This is a genomic window from Kribbella sp. NBC_00382 (assembly GCF_036067295.1).
Taxonomy (GTDB): domain Bacteria; phylum Actinomycetota; class Actinomycetes; order Propionibacteriales; family Kribbellaceae; genus Kribbella.
Window position 1 is genome coordinate 3,302,643 of the sequence record NZ_CP107954.1, and the last position, 13,936, is coordinate 3,316,578.

A 13,936-nucleotide genomic window follows, 5' to 3' on the forward strand; every position below is an offset into this window, starting at 1 on the left:
TGGTGCCCCGCATACGATCCCAGGATGGTCAATGAACGCGAGCCGGTGTCCACGGTCGGCTTGCTGGTTCGGTTCACGGCGGCCGGGCTGATCGTCTTGCTGTCATTGGCCGCGCTGATCGCGTACGTCGCCCGCCAGGCCGGTACCGAGCAAGCGAGCGAGTCGGCCCGCGAGGTGACCTTCGTGACCGCCCGTGGGGTGGTGGAGCCGCGGCTGGATGCCAATGTGATCGCCGGGCAACAGGCGGCGCTCCAGGCGTTCGACACAGCCATGCGCCGGTACGTCCTGCAGGGCTCACTGGTCCGGGTGAAGCTGTGGAACGCCCACGGAAAGATCGTGTACTCCGACGAGCGGCGACTGGTCGGCCAGACCTTCCCACTGGACCCGGACGAGACCGAGGCGCTCCGCATCCAGGGCAGCAGCGAGTCCGAGGTCAGCGACCTCACCCGGCCGGAGAACCGGTACGAGATCCCGTACAAGAAGCTGCTCGAGGTGTACGTCGGGGTGCGCGGCCCGGGTGGCGAACCGATGCTCTTCGAGGCGTACTTCCAGTACCAGGCGGTGACTCAAGCCGGTCAGGCTGCGTGGAAGCGGTTCGCCCCGCCCTCGCTGGGTGCACTGCTCCTGCTGGAGCTGGTGCAGATCCCCTTCGCCTGGTCGCTCGCGCGCCGGGTGCAGCGGCAACAGCGCGACAGGGAGCGACTGCTGCGGCATGCGGTGGACGCCTCCGACGCTGAGCGACGGCGGATCGCCGGAGAGCTCCATGACGGCGTAGTGCAAGAGCTGACCGGTCTGAACTACGCACTGGACGCCATGAGGCTGGGCAAGCCGACCGAAGGCCAGCGAGCGGACCTGATCGCCGACGGCGCTAACAGGCTCCGGGGCAGTATCGGCTCGCTGCGCACCCTGCTCGTGGACATCTACCCGCCCAACCTGGCTGAGGAGGGGCTCGCCTCTGCTCTGGCGGAGCTTGCTGCGGGGCTGGAGCGTACGGGTGTCGAGGTACGGCTTGAGACTGAAGGTGCTGAGGACCTGCCGCCGGCAGTGGCGGCACTCCTGTTCCGGGCGGCGCAGGAGATCGTACGGAACGTTGCTGCGCACAGTGGCGCTCAGGAGGTGCTCATCCAGGCTGGGCGCCTCAGCGGGAAGGCGACGCTCGTGGTGGACGACAACGGGCGTGGGTTCGATGAGACCAGGCTGGATGAGCGGAGTAGCGACGGACACCTCGGGTTGCGGTCCATCGGCGACCTCTTGGCGGAGTCAGGTGGCATGCTGACGGTACGGGCCGCGCCAGGCCAGGGGACACGAGTGGAAGTCGAGGTACCGGTCAGATGATCCGGGTACTCATCGTCGACGATCACGCGATCGTACGGACCGGGTTGGCGCAGTTACTCGACACCACGGACGACCTGGAGTTGGCGGGGGCTACCGGCGACGGTGACGAGGCGGTGGCGCTGGCGGCGGAGTTGAAGCCGGACGTAGTACTGATGGATCTGTCGATGCCTGGTACGGACGGGGTCACCGCTACTGCGCGGATCGTGGCGCAGGACCCGTCGGCGCACGTGCTGGTGCTGACCTCCTTCAGCGATCAGGCGCGGATCCTGGATGCGCTGCAGGCCGGTGCTGAGGGGTATCTGCTGAAGCACAGCGAGCCGGAGGTGATCCTGGCGGGCATCCGGGAGGTGGTTGCGGGTGGTTCGCCGCTGGATCCGAAGGCTGCGCGCGTGCTGCTGACCAACCGGCGCAGTCCTGGGCCGGAGATGAAGCTGACCGGGCGGGAGCAGGAGGTGCTCGACATGATCGCCGACGGCCTGCCGAACAAGCTGATCGCTCGCCGGATGGGGATCAGCGAGCGCACGGTCAAGGCGCACCTCACCAACGTCTACCAGCGGCTGGGTGTCACTGACCGTACCCAGGCGGCTCTCTGGGCGCAGCGGCAGCGGCGGCCGGAGCAGTAGGTACTAGTACCAAGGTCCGATGGTCTGGACCCGGCTGCTTGGCGCACTATCGACGTATGGACCCAGACGACCGCCCGGTGGTGCTGCAGACCCAGCGGCCTGATGTGGAGTCCGCACGGTCGACCCGCTACCTCGCCTGGGCTGGTACTGGCTTGCTCGGCCTCGTCGCAGCAGCCGGCCTGGTCGCCGGTACTACGGCAGTCTGGTCAGCCTTCGACCCCGGTACGCCGGGGCAGTCGCCTGCGCCCCTCTGGTTCCCGCCACCCGCCACCGTCCACCCCAAGCCGGCAGCCGTAACCACCACCCCAGACGACGACCGCGGCGGCCGCCCGACAACCACCCCCAGCTCCACCAGTCGTACTTCTGAGCCAGGCGACGACAAGGGCGGCGGCAAAGGCAAGTCCTCCGACGACAGCTCAGGCCACGGCAAAGGCCACAACTGACCAGGTGCTCAGTCCTTGGCTGGGTCGTCGTGGGCGGGGTCGTCCACCGGTTCGGTTGCTTCGGGGGTGTGGGGTGGGCGGCGGGGTGGGTTTGGTTGGGGGCCGGACGAGACTTCGCCCGGGTGGTCGAGGCCGTCCAGATCGCCGTCGGGGGTTAGTTCTATGCCCTCGGCTTGGAGGTCTTCGGTGATTTGGGGTTCGTCGGACTTGTGGCCGGGGTGGGGTAGGCCTGGTCGGTCGAAGCTCATCGGTCCTCCTGGGGCGGGGTTGCTGGAACGGACGGTACCCAGTTGCCAATCAGTAGGACTGTAGTTCCAGAAGGTTGCCTTCGGGGTCGCGGAGGTGAGCAGTGCGGAGATTTGGTCCCCACTGAGGGCGATCCTGGGGCTCGGTGAGCAGGGTTGCGCCGTGGTGGGTGAAGACCTTTGCCGCTGCGTCGACGTCGTCGACCTTGAAGACGAGCATGGAGCGGTCCTGGGCCGGTACATCGGCAGGTAGATCGCCCGTACCAACCGTGCCGGCGATCATCGTGCGGCCGAAGAGGACCAGGCCGGTCTGACCGTCGAGGTCCCAGTTCGCGTAGGTCGCCTCGGGGATCACCTTGACCGGCTCCACACCGAACACCGAGGCCAGTACACCGCGGTAGAACTCCACGGTGGCAGGGAAGTCGCGGACCAGCAGCCGCGGGTAGAGCGCGTTCATCATCAACTCCGAGGTTATTAGTGGGTATCTACCAACTATTGGTTCGAGCCTACAATACGACCATGGAGACGCTGCTGGGAACGACCACCTTCGTGCTGCACAAGGTGGCGGTGGCGAGCCGCCGGGCGATCGCGGACCGGCTGGGCGAGAAGCCCGGGCTCACGCTGTGGCAGTTCGCCGCGCTCGCGGAGCTCGACGAGCGCGGGCCGGTCGCGCAGAACACGCTGGCGACGGCGCTGGGGATGGATCCGAGCGACATGGTCCGGTTGATGGACGAGCTGATCCACAGCCGCCGGGTCAAACGCGATCGCGATCCGGCGGATCGGAGGCGCTACCAGGTGACGCTGACTGCCAGTGGACGCAAGGCGCTCGCGGCGGGGCGGAGCGTAGTACGGGAGGTTGAGAAGGCTTCGCTGGCGCCGTTGACGGCGGCCGAGCGGGCAACCTTGCGCGACCTCGCGGTGAAGATCCACCAGCGGAACGGCTGACCTCTGTCAATATCTAACCAAAATCTGTACCCTCTGGGCCAGAAAGTTTCGTCTTCGGGCTTCAACCCTGGAGGATCCGATGCAGCCGCCCCGCTCAGCAACGAAACCGAACCCTCGCCGCCTGTTGCTCTTCGCAACCTTGCTCGCGGCCCTCATCGCAGGCTTGACCGCCATCGCTCCAGCTCAGGCAGCAGAACTGGCCGGGCCGACCGCCCAGCAGCTGAAGGACAAGACGGCGGGCTGTGAGACCCAGCTGTCGAACGGCAAGTACGCGCACGACTCCGGCGGATCGAGGACCGTCGCGGTCTGCAAGACCGGTGGAGCCGTGCACTGGACGGCTGACTTCGACGTCGACTGCGACGGCCAGCGCACCACCCAGTGCAACGAGAACACCGATCCGTCGTTCCAGCCGGCCACCTCGTGGAACCAGTCGAACGGTCAGCCGTTGAACTCGGCCGGCCTGCCGTTCATCGTCGTCCCGCTGTCGAGCTCGATCTGGAACTACTCGACGGCCGGTATCGCCGGCGGGACCGTCGCCGCGGTCGTCTACCAGGACAAGGTCGCGTACGCCGTCGTCGGCGACCAGGGCCCGACCGGGATCATCGGTGAAGGCTCGTACAAGCTCGCGCAGCAGCTCGGCATCAACCCGAATCCCTCGACTGGCGGAGTGTCGGGCGCGGTCGTGACGTACATCCTGTTCCCGGGCGTGAAGTCGGTACCGATCGAGAGCCAGGCCGATGCCTTGAGCAAGGGTGAGGCGGCGGCTACGTCGTTCATCAACGGGATGCAGACGTGTGGCGCCACCAACCTCGACTTCACCAGCTACCCGACGGTGCAGGAGGGATCGACGGGTGCGGCGGTCAAGGCGGCGCAGTGCTTGGCCGGTGGTACCAACGAGCCCAGCGGGACCTTTGACACCGCTACAACCGATGCAGTGAAGGGATTCCAGACGCGCGTCGGGCTGCCGTCGGACGGAGTTGTCGGGGCGAGCACCTGGACCGCATTGCTTGCCGCGGGCGACAAAACGACGGTCCGCAGTGGTTCAACCGGTACTGCGGTCAGCCGGCTGCAGCGGTCCTTGACTGCTGCTCTTGGACGCACGGTCGTCATCGACGGGCAGTTCGGGCCGGTCACCGATACCGCCGCCCGCGACTACCAGCGCACCCGCCAACTGGTAGTCGACGGCGTGGTCGGCCCAGTCACCTGGACCGCCCTCCAATCCGGCCACTAACCGTTTGAGGGGTTAACCCCGCAGATGGTGGGTTGCCTGGCCGGATTCTCGCTAGGCAACCCACACAGTGCGGGGTTAACCCCTCAAACGTCGGCGGGGTGGCGGGTGTCGGCGGGGTGGCGGGTGGGCGGGCGGGAGTTAGGCGGCGGAGCGGTCGGGGGTGGGGCGGCGGCGGAGGGTGGGGGTGGTCAGGGCGGGGGACTGCCAGAGGCCGTCGGATTGGTAGTGGTGGAGGTCGGTACCGGGCGGGACGATCTCGTCGATCCGGTCCAGGGTGGCGTCGTCCAGGGTGAGGTCGGCGCCCTTCAGCAGGCCGGTCAGCTGTTCCATCGTGCGCGGGCCGATGATCACCGACGTCACCGCCGGGTGCGACGTGACGAACGCCAGCGCGAGCTCGGGCAGCGTCCGCCCGAGATCCTCGGCGAGCTCGGCCAGCTGCTCGACCGCCTCGAACTTCGACGCGTTGGCCGGCAGTGCAGGGTCGAAGCGATGCGGAGTGATCGCCGCTCGTCCGGCCGTCAGGTCCACCGGCTGGTTCTTCCGGACCTTGCCGGACAGGAAGCCCGACGCCAGCGGGCTCCACGTCAGCACGCCCATGTTCAATCGCTGCGTGGTCGGCAGTACCGACCGTTCGATGCCGCGGGTGACCATCGAGTACGGCGGTTGCTCGGTACGGAACTTGCCGTACCCGCGTCGCTCGGACACGTGGTACGCGTCGACGAGATCCTCGGCCGGGAAGGTCGAGCAACCGAACGCGCGGATCTTGCCGGCGCTGACCAGGTCGGTCAGTACCGACAACGTCTCCTCGATGTCCGTCGCCGGATCCGGCCGGTGCACCTGGTACAGATCGATCCAGTCGGTGCCGAGCCGGCGCAGGCTCTGCTCGACCTCATGGGTGATCCAGCGCCGCGAGTTGCCGCCGCGGTTGGGTCCCTCACCCATCGGGAAGTGCACCTTGGTCGCCAGTACGACGTCCTCGCGGCGCCCCTTGAGCGCCTTGCCGACGATCTCCTCGGACTCGCCGCTGGAGTACATGTCGGCGGTGTCGACGAAGTTGATGCCCTGGTCGAGGGCAGTGTGCAGGATCCGGGTGCAGTCGGCGTGGTCGGGGTTGCCGACCGAGCCGAACATCATCGTGCCGAGGCAGTGCACGCTCACCTCGATACCGGTCCCGCCGAGTGTGCGGTAGCGCATGACTAGCTCCTAGCTTCTGTGGTCTAGCGCAGAACTTAGGAGCTAGAGCCCTCTCTAGGTCAAGCCCGTTGAACCGGTTTGCCAACGAGGACGTATAGACCGCAGACGAGCCAGTTGGAGGGGACATGAGTACGGACGTGAGTGCGCCGCCGGACAAGAGGCTGATCGGGCGGGGAACCGTTGCATTGTTGGGGTTTGCCGTCGTCGGTGCGTTGGTCGCTGTATCCCTGGGGTTCTACGGGAAGGCCCATACGCCGACCGGCCGGCCGCTGGCGTTGATCGTGGGGTTCACGAGTCTCACGCCGATGAAGGCATGGCTGGCCACGGCGGCCGTAGTACTGGCTGTCTTCCAAATGGTGTCCGCGCTGTGGATGTACGGACGCCTGCCGGTGAAGCGCAAGCCGCCGGCGGTGCTGTCGCAGCTGCACAGGTGGAGTGGGGCGGTGGCGTTCGTTGCGACGTTGCCGGTCGCGTACCACTGCTTGTGGAGTCTCGGGTTCAGCACGTTCGACACCAGAACGGCACTGCATTCGCTGTTCGGATGCGCCTTCTACGGCGCGTTCACGACCAAGATGCTCGCGTTGCGGGCCAACAAGATGCCGAGCTGGGCATTGCCGATCTCGGGCGGGCTGCTGTTCGCCTTGCTGATCGGGGCCTGGGCTACTGCGGCGGTCTGGTACTTCACTCAATCCGGCGTCCCACTGCGTTGACAGGAGACAAGAAGATGATTGAACGCAGAACGGTACTGATCGCAGGAGGCGCTGCGACCACCGCAGTACTGACTGGTTGCGTAGTGCAACAAGCTCCACCTCAGACAGCGGGTCAGCCTTCGACCGCAGGGAAGCCTTCTACTGCAGGGAAGCCGGCCGCCTCGGCGCCAGTCTCACAGGGGACGACTGGCGCGGCGCCTGCTCCTGCTGCGTTGGCCAAGGTGGCCGACATCCCGGCCGGTGGTGGCGTGATCCTCAAGGAGCAGAGCCTCGTACTGACCAAGGACGCGAGCGGCAAGGTCTGCGCGTTCTCGGCGATCTGCACGCATCAGGGTTGCGTGGTGACGGATGTCGGCGACGGCACGATCAACTGCCCGTGCCATGGCAGCAAGTTCGACGCCAGTACGGGCGAACGGGTCGCCGGACCGGCCAAGTCCCCGCTGCCGGCGGTTGCCGTCCAGCAGCGCGACGGCGCGATCTTCAAGGCGTAGGGGTTCATCATGTTCAAGAGTCTGCCGACGATGGTGTGGGTGATCGGCGCGACCATCGCGGTGGCCGCCCTCAGCCCCGCCGTCGGCAACGTCGCGACCACAGCTCCCGCCGTCGCCCCGCCAGCAGCACCGGCGCCAGCCGCCGCGGCACCAACCAAGGCGCCGCCTTCAAAGGCCAAACCATCCACGCCTGTCGAAGAACCAGTAGTGATCAAAGCCGGTACTACGAAACTCGGCCAGGTCGCCGTAGACGCTGAGGGCTTCACGCTCTACATGTCAGTCCTGGACAGCAGGAACCCACCGAAGTCGGTCTGCAGGAGCAAGGCCTGCCTGACCGCCTGGAAGCCCGTCTACGTCAAGAAGGTCGGCATCATCGCCGGAGCCGGCGTCAGTCAGGCCAAGGTCGGCACTCTGATCCGCCCCGACAAAGGCGTCCAGGCGACTCTCAACGGCTGGCCGCTCTACCGCTTCGCCAAGGACCAGAAGCCCGGCGATGTCCTCGGCGAAGGCCTGAAAGGCACCTGGCATGTCCTCAGCCCAGCAGGGACCCGGCTCAACCCTCCTCGCTGACTGAGATCACAGGCTGAGACTCCCAGCGTGTGTGCACACTAGGGCTGGCACTCACAGTACGAGTCAGGGGAGAGCATCGGATGAGTTCGGAATTCGCAGGCCTGTGGGATCCGCAGCCGGGGTGGCTGAACACTGCGTCGTACGGGCTGCCGCCACGGCCCGCGTGGGAGGCGCTGCAGGCGGTACTGCGGGATTGGCAGGTCGGGGCGACCAGCTGGGAGCCGTGGGACGGGTCGACCACTCGCGCTCGGGAGTCGTTCGCGCGGCTGGTCGGGGCCGAGGTGGCTGATGTATTCGTGGGGAGCACGGTGTCGGCGGCGGTGGCGCCGATCGCGGCTGCGTTGCCGGACGGAGCGCGGGTGCTGGTCGACGACATCGAGTTCACCTCGAACGTCTACCCGTGGATGGTGCACGCTGACCGGGGCGTCGAGGTGACAGCGGCCAGTGCGGACAAGTTCGTCGACGCGATCCGGCCGGGGATCGATCTGGTTGCGGTGAGCGCGGTCCAGTCCGCCACCGGGACGGTACTCGACCTTGCCCAAGTAGTTGCCGCATGCAAGGAGATCGACGCGCTGCTGGTGGTCGACGCCAGCCAGGCGGTGGGCTGGTTGCCTTTGACCGTGGATGGTCTGGACGCGCTGATCACCCATACCTACAAGTGGTTGATGTCTCCGCGTGGGGCGACCCTTGGCTATCTGTCGCCGCGGCTGCAGGAGCGCTGCCGCCCGCTCCAGGCCGGCTGGTATGCCGGTCGCAACGTCAGCGGCTCGTACTACGGAACGCAGATGGAGCTCGCCACGGATGCGCGCCGGTTCGACCAGTCGCCGGCTTGGTTCAGCTTCGTCGGGGCTGCCCCGGCGCTCGAGTTGATCGAGCAGATCGGCGTCGAGACCATCCACGAGCACAACCTCGCGCTGGCCAACGAGTTCCGCGCCGGGATCGGGCTGCCGCCGGGTGATTCAGCGATCGTCAGCGCGTCGATCCCTGGGGCGGAGGAGGCGTTCGCGGCAGCCGGAGTACGGGCTGCTGTCCGGGGTGGCAACCTGCGCGCGTCTTTCCACATCTACTCGACACAGGCCGACGTCCAGCTCGCACTTGAAGCCCTCGACGGGCTCGAGGGGCTGGCTAAATAGCTAGAGCTGACTCTAGGTGCGAGCTAGGGTGACGAGCATGACGGACGGATTGAGCATCGGGCAGGTCTCCGAGCGGACCGGGTTGAGCGTGCACGCGCTGCGGTTCTACGAGCGGGAGGGCATCCTCGCCGAGCCGGTACGCCGGGAAGGCAACGGCCGGCGGGTGTACTCCGAGGACGACGTCGACTGGCTGGACATGTGCATCAAGTTCCGCTCGTCGGGGATGCCGCTGGACACCATCCGCCGGTACACCGACCTGGTCCGGCAGGGCGCCGGCAACGAGGCGGACCGGCTCGCGCTGCTCAAGAGCCACCAGGAGGCCGTCGCCGCCCAGATCGAGGAGCTCACCGAGTGCCTGCGGGTGATCACCTACAAGGTCGACATCTACACCGAGCACCTCGACCACGGCACCGCCGACAGCCTGTGGGTCTCGCCGTCCCACCAACCGCAGGACCAGGCAGACCAGGCAGTCTGACCCCGGGGTGCGGTCAGCGCCGATCTTCTGGGTGACTTGCTCTGGTACAACGACGGGAACCGGGTGACCTCGTCACCGCGCAGCCTGAGATCAAGGTGCTCGACGGCCTGGCTGAGCTCGGGTACGCGGCCGCGCCGGCATCGCGGACCGCCACGCATCCACAACTCTCGCGAAACACCCCAAATCGCCTGGGTAACCGCTTGCCGTCCGAGTTCGGTATGCGCAGGCGTCCGCCCGTTGCTGTTAGCAACCAATTTCGGCTCGGAGGACTCGGTGCCGGGCCCGTCGAGATGTCGAGACTTGGGATGCCGGTTCGACGTCGCTGGTATGGATGACTACGGAGTGACCGGGGCGACGGTTGAGGTTCAGGTGCTGGTCGGGGTGCCGGTGGCGGAGGTTTGGCGGGCGATCACCGATGTGGCGGGGTACGGGCGGTGGAGTCCCGAGTGCGTGTACGGCGCCTGGGTGGATGGGGCTGACGGGCCGGCGGTGGGGGCTTGGTTCGAGGCGCGGAACGAGTTCGCGGATGGGTTCAAGACCGAGGTGCAGTGCCGGGTGACGGTTGCGGAGGAGCCGGTTCGGTTCGGGTGGGACGTGTTCGGCGGGGAGGCTGAGCATTTCGCGCATTGGGAGTACGAGTTGGTGGCGCGCGGCGAGGAGACGTTGGTCCGGCAGTGGTTCACCCATGGACCGGGGGACAGCGGGATGCGGAAAGGGGTGCTGGCTGACCCTGCTCGGGCGGCGGAGACGAAGCAGGGGCGGCTCGACGAGCTCGGGCGCAACATGGAGCGGACGATCGCGGCGATGGTGCAGAGCTTGCGGGTTTAGACGCCCCACGGGCGGATGCCCGGATCCATCGGCAGCAGCCGAGCGGCAATAGCCTCCGATGGCCCTGGACCGACCACAGCAAACGCACGTGGTCTCCCCGAAGCCGATCCCGGTACGCCGTTTCGCATGCGCCGCAGGCTCCTCCGCACCGAGGGACCGGCACGCCTCGGCCTGGCAGGTCCGCAGCGTCATCCGGCCCGCCGGTTCGCGCCGGAAGTCACGGTAGAAGGTGACCACGCCATGGACCTCGGCGACGGAGAAGTTGAGCACGTCCGCGATCACGGGTACATCGAGCTGATCGACGTACCCGAGCTCTTCCTGGACCGCATGCAGGATCGGTATCAGCGCACCCCGCAGACCGCGCAGCTCGGTGGCGATCTCGGGCACACGATCGGCGCGCCCGGGGATCGGGAGGGGAGGCGGGGACGTGACTTCGGCAGTCATATGTCGACTGTCCCCGGCGGCTACTCCACGGTCAAAGCAAACCTACCTATGACGCGATAGGCGTCAACTATCAACTGCCCTTATTGCTAAGCACATCATTGAGAGGAGGGCGGCGGGCCGGCCAAGGGCGTGCCACAGGCCGTTGCCTATGTAACGCTTCCACTCCCGGAGGAACTAACCATTTCAACTCCTGTCAGTTCGAAATCGATCCAGGGATTTGCTGCATCGACTCGATAATTCTGATTGCGGCGATACTCCGCGAGGTATGGCAGAAGAACGGAGCTATAGCTCTCCTGGCGTCGGTTGATCACGATCGATGCGAAAATGCCCACCGCGGTAATTCCTGTGGCAGTTCCAATTGAAATTGACCATCGAGTTAGGTCCGCGACAAAGAAGATCAAGGAAAGAGCGTCAATCAGAAGAAAAATGAGTACCAGGACAGGCACGAACAAGCTCTGATCGAACCACTTCATTGACTTGTGCAAACGAGAGGCCGGCCGCTTACCCATCAATCGAGAATCCGCCAGACCAAAGACAGCGGAGCCAATGGCCAAGGTAGTAAGACTGCCAAAACACATCACATCAACGATTTTCGGTCCTGTGTTTGGATAATCTCCCCAGAGAGACAGGGCCCTATACAGCATTAGCAGTGTGCCGACGACGAATAGCGAGACCAAACAGGCTATCAAGATACCTTCCCCGCCATCTGAACGTTCACCACGTAGTGTAGTTGTGGTCCAGTGCTTTTTGGTCAATTTTCGGCGTGTTCCCTTGTCTAGAAGGGCGTCGCCGATCATTGCATATTGGATAGGTGCCGAGGAGTGTTGGAACACGGATTTTTGCTGGCCGGATAGGTCGGATTCGCCGAGGAAGAGATCAATGATCCGCTTCACTATTGCCGGCTTCTCGATGGAAGCAAATTCTAGCAAGCCCGGTAGGGGCAGCCTAGCGCGGTGAGGTTGAATCTCCGGATCCCTCCGCAGGCCTTCGACTGCGGCACGCGTTAACTCAAGGGCATCGGCGGACATGACGGGTGTGCTTCGATCCGATTCATGATTTAGGGAAACGATAGCGATAGCAATACGCTGATCGATGATCACCGATTTCGGAGCGTGGTCTCCAGTGTCATTGCTGACAAGCCATACTACTCGCCCAATTGTGGTAGTAGCCGGCTCGACTTTGGAGGCGAAAGGGGCCCAGACCCAATCCGTCGTCGGAGGAATTTCGATATCGGCTGGCGTTGTATCAGCAAGCCTATCTACCACTTCGGCGTGACGTACAAGACTTGCGACCCACCATGCCGCACGAAATGCGACATCTGAATCGTCCCAGATTAGTGTCACCAGGGCATTTGCTGCAGCGGCTGTTGCGATTTCACCGAGGTCGTCGACCGAGCGAGTGTCCCCTTTGGCTGCTGCTGCTCTCAGTGCCGGTATGGCCTGCTCGCCCATCGTGCGGAGAGCGGATCTGGCTGACTCATGTTCCTGGATCTTCCGTCCAAGAATCGCTGCAGCTTCGGTTCGGCGTGTTGCCGCCAGTACGCGAGCCGCAGGCGCGATAGATTCGCCTTCTGCTCGGAACAATTCAATAACTTGATTAAGAACAGCGGCGCCTCTCGGGCGTTCGTCAGACGCCACAGCGCCGAGCGCCAACTCTGCGGCACGGTTAGAAGAATTGGTCTTAAGTCCGTTGATGAAGTGGCTGATGACATCGTCCGCCATCTCTGTTGCAATATTCTTAGCCTCGGCGACACATTGGAGAGCAAGAATTTTTTCCTCCTCGCTTCCATTGAATAGCTCGTGCACGACCGCTGTGCAGTCCAGGCTAGTCACTCCACACCAAAGCCTTACTGTTTCGCGCCAGCCGGCGCGGTCTGCTCGATATCCTCGCAGAAGCTCGTTTGGATCATTACGGAGCTCGTTTGCTGCTAAGTATTCTTGTAGAGTGAGGTGGCGAAAGGCATAACGCGCCGAATTGCCTCCGAGATCTACTAGGAGCTGACTCCGCTCAACAATCTCGTTGATTAATGGCCAGATGTCAGAGTCTCGGAGGTTTAGACGTTTTCCCAATTCTTTCATGAGGTCGAGTAACTGCATCCGATCGATCGTCTTTCGATCGGGCTGATCAGGAGCATTGAATTGGAGCGCAAGGGCGACTGTTTGAAGGGCTGCCCGTTTGTCGGCAGCATCATAAATCGACAGAGCATCGTGCCTCGCGAGGTCACGGTCCCTCCTGAGCAGATGGTCTACTGCGTCGTCGTAGAAAGCTGAACGCGAGGTAGGTAGGGTTCGTCCCGAGCGCGTGAAGACTTCGATCTGCAGATGGATCATCATGGTCAGTAGAAGGGGACTGCCAGCCAGCCTCATCAGTTGTGGGTTCTCAGCGAGTGTACGAAAGAACCGATCGGCTTCTTCTGAGGTGAGACCAGGCCATTTCGCAAGAAGGCGTCGAATCCCGGCATCATCGAAATCTGTTATCGTTACCGTCTGTGCGAAGTCGGGAGACAACTGCCCGGTGTATACGGCGGCTCTGCAGGTCACAATGATCTTGGTTTGATGCCACTCGCTCGAAAAGTCTTTGATAAGGTTTATAACCTGCGTCTGACTATTGCGAGCGACTTCGTCGAGGCCGTCAAATAGAATCAATAGACGGCCTTCTCTTAGAGCTGCCTCAACGGCGCCCTCTCGACTCTCTATCCCTCTGCGTTTGAATTCTTGCGCGATCAGTTCCGTCAAGGAGTCTTCGTCGGAATTGCATCTGTGCAGCTCGACTAGGACGGGTACTATTGTAGCGAATGGCCACTTCGCCCAGCTGGTGAGAAGGTGCTTCATAAGAAGAGATTTTCCCGCGCCGGGCTCGCCCAGGGCGACTATTCGATGAGGCGATAAAATAAGTCTGTCAACGCTTTTCCGGTGGCCGTCGTCTAGGTACTGCAATGAGACATAGATTTCGCTAACATTGACTGCGCCGTCTCTCCTGAATCCAAGTGCGTGTCGGCTATACTGCTCCTGAATGGCTCGACGGTAGCGCCTAACTGCTCGCCGGTTGAGGAGGCTACGCCTGAACAGTTTGAGGAAGAATGGCGCAGATCTTGCGCCGAGTTCCTGGAAGAACCTTCCAAAATATTGTTTTGTGATCCAAATTAGAACCACAAGGAGCAGTATCCATCCGGTATATGGGACTATCGTGGATAGTTTTGCGACCATAGGCTGCGTAGACAAGGCTCTAATCCCCCCACCTCAGCGAACCGTCCGCGTACAGCGGAAGCG

At 63.9% G+C, this 13,936-nt stretch carries 15 protein-coding genes and 1 pseudogene; 11 read left to right on the forward strand and 5 right to left on the reverse strand.

From position 1 onward, the window contains the following. Nucleotides 1-24: 24 nt before the first annotated feature. From OHA70_RS16075 to OHA70_RS16085, 3 genes are read left to right on the forward strand one after another with little or no spacing between them, the layout of a single operon-like run. Complete coding sequence (locus OHA70_RS16075) at nt 25-1,335, forward strand: sensor histidine kinase (protein WP_328333256.1); 1,311 nt, start codon at nt 25-27, stop codon at nt 1,333-1,335. Continuing rightward, a complete protein-coding gene (locus OHA70_RS16080) occupies nt 1,332-1,958 on the forward strand; it encodes a response regulator transcription factor (protein WP_328333258.1) in 627 nt (208 codons plus the stop codon). The genes OHA70_RS16075 and OHA70_RS16080 overlap by 4 nt, the downstream gene beginning before the upstream one ends. Before the next feature lie 56 nt (nt 1,959-2,014). Then, nucleotides 2,015-2,401, forward strand: coding sequence for a hypothetical protein (locus OHA70_RS16085; RefSeq protein ID WP_328333260.1), 387 nt, complete (start codon nt 2,015-2,017; stop codon nt 2,399-2,401). An 8-nt stretch (nt 2,402-2,409) separates the two neighbouring features. Here OHA70_RS16085 and OHA70_RS16090 read toward each other — a convergent pair whose 3' ends face one another. Continuing rightward, nucleotides 2,410-2,649: a hypothetical protein gene (locus tag OHA70_RS16090; RefSeq protein ID WP_328333262.1), complete on the reverse strand. Its 240-nt coding sequence runs from the start codon at nt 2,647-2,649 to the stop codon at nt 2,410-2,412. A 49-nt stretch (nt 2,650-2,698) separates the two neighbouring features. After that, on the reverse strand, nt 2,699-3,106 hold the full coding sequence (locus tag OHA70_RS16095) for a VOC family protein (protein ID WP_328333264.1): 408 nt from the start codon (nt 3,104-3,106) through the stop codon (nt 2,699-2,701). 59 nt (nt 3,107-3,165) lie between these two features. On the opposite strand from OHA70_RS16095, the gene OHA70_RS16100 reads away from it, so the two are divergent. Together OHA70_RS16100 and OHA70_RS16105 are read left to right on the forward strand one after the other, a co-directional pair. After that, the gene (locus OHA70_RS16100; RefSeq protein WP_328333266.1) at nt 3,166-3,591 is read left to right on the forward strand and encodes a MarR family winged helix-turn-helix transcriptional regulator; all 426 of its coding nucleotides are present in this window, start codon (nt 3,166-3,168) and stop codon (nt 3,589-3,591) included. Between the two features lie 79 nt (nt 3,592-3,670). Further along, nucleotides 3,671-4,822: a peptidoglycan-binding protein gene (locus tag OHA70_RS16105; RefSeq protein ID WP_328333268.1), complete on the forward strand. Its 1,152-nt coding sequence runs from the start codon at nt 3,671-3,673 to the stop codon at nt 4,820-4,822. Nucleotides 4,823-4,960: 138 nt separating this feature from the next. Here OHA70_RS16105 and OHA70_RS16110 read toward each other — a convergent pair whose 3' ends face one another. Continuing rightward, on the reverse strand, nt 4,961-6,016 hold the full coding sequence (locus OHA70_RS16110) for an aldo/keto reductase (RefSeq protein WP_328333270.1): 1,056 nt from the start codon (nt 6,014-6,016) through the stop codon (nt 4,961-4,963). Nucleotides 6,017-6,141: 125 nt separating this feature from the next. On the opposite strand from OHA70_RS16110, the gene OHA70_RS16115 reads away from it, so the two are divergent. From OHA70_RS16115 to OHA70_RS16140, 6 genes are all read left to right on the forward strand, one after another. After that, nucleotides 6,142-6,726, forward strand: a complete 585-nt coding sequence (locus tag OHA70_RS16115) for a DUF6529 family protein (RefSeq protein ID WP_328333272.1) — start codon at nt 6,142-6,144, stop codon at nt 6,724-6,726. 14 nt (nt 6,727-6,740) lie between these two features. Continuing rightward, nucleotides 6,741-7,217: a Rieske (2Fe-2S) protein gene (locus OHA70_RS16120; protein ID WP_328333274.1), complete on the forward strand. Its 477-nt coding sequence runs from the start codon at nt 6,741-6,743 to the stop codon at nt 7,215-7,217. Between the two features lie 9 nt (nt 7,218-7,226). Then, nucleotides 7,227-7,787: a COG4315 family predicted lipoprotein gene (locus OHA70_RS16125; protein WP_328333275.1), complete on the forward strand. Its 561-nt coding sequence runs from the start codon at nt 7,227-7,229 to the stop codon at nt 7,785-7,787. An 80-nt stretch (nt 7,788-7,867) separates the two neighbouring features. Continuing rightward, nucleotides 7,868-8,920, forward strand: a complete 1,053-nt coding sequence (locus tag OHA70_RS16130; RefSeq protein WP_328333277.1) for an aminotransferase class V-fold PLP-dependent enzyme — start codon at nt 7,868-7,870, stop codon at nt 8,918-8,920. A 37-nt stretch (nt 8,921-8,957) separates the two neighbouring features. Next, nucleotides 8,958-9,395, forward strand: a complete 438-nt coding sequence (locus OHA70_RS16135; RefSeq protein ID WP_328333279.1) for a MerR family transcriptional regulator — start codon at nt 8,958-8,960, stop codon at nt 9,393-9,395. A gap of 327 nt (nt 9,396-9,722) precedes the next feature. After that, nucleotides 9,723-10,223, forward strand: a complete 501-nt coding sequence (locus OHA70_RS16140) for an SRPBCC family protein (protein ID WP_328333281.1) — start codon at nt 9,723-9,725, stop codon at nt 10,221-10,223. Between the two features lie 147 nt (nt 10,224-10,370). On the opposite strand, the pseudogene OHA70_RS16145 reads toward OHA70_RS16140, so the two are convergent. Together OHA70_RS16145 and OHA70_RS16150 are read right to left on the reverse strand one after the other, a co-directional pair. Then, nucleotides 10,371-10,667, reverse strand: a pseudogene (locus OHA70_RS16145) (NAD(P)H-dependent oxidoreductase subunit E); the annotation flags it as partial. Nucleotides 10,668-10,813: 146 nt separating this feature from the next. Further along, nucleotides 10,814-13,873 carry an NACHT domain-containing protein gene (locus OHA70_RS16150; RefSeq protein WP_328335138.1) on the reverse strand — a complete coding sequence of 1,020 codons (3,060 nt, stop codon included), beginning with the start codon at nt 13,871-13,873 and terminating at the stop codon, nt 10,814-10,816. Nucleotides 13,874-13,936 lie beyond the last annotated feature (63 nt).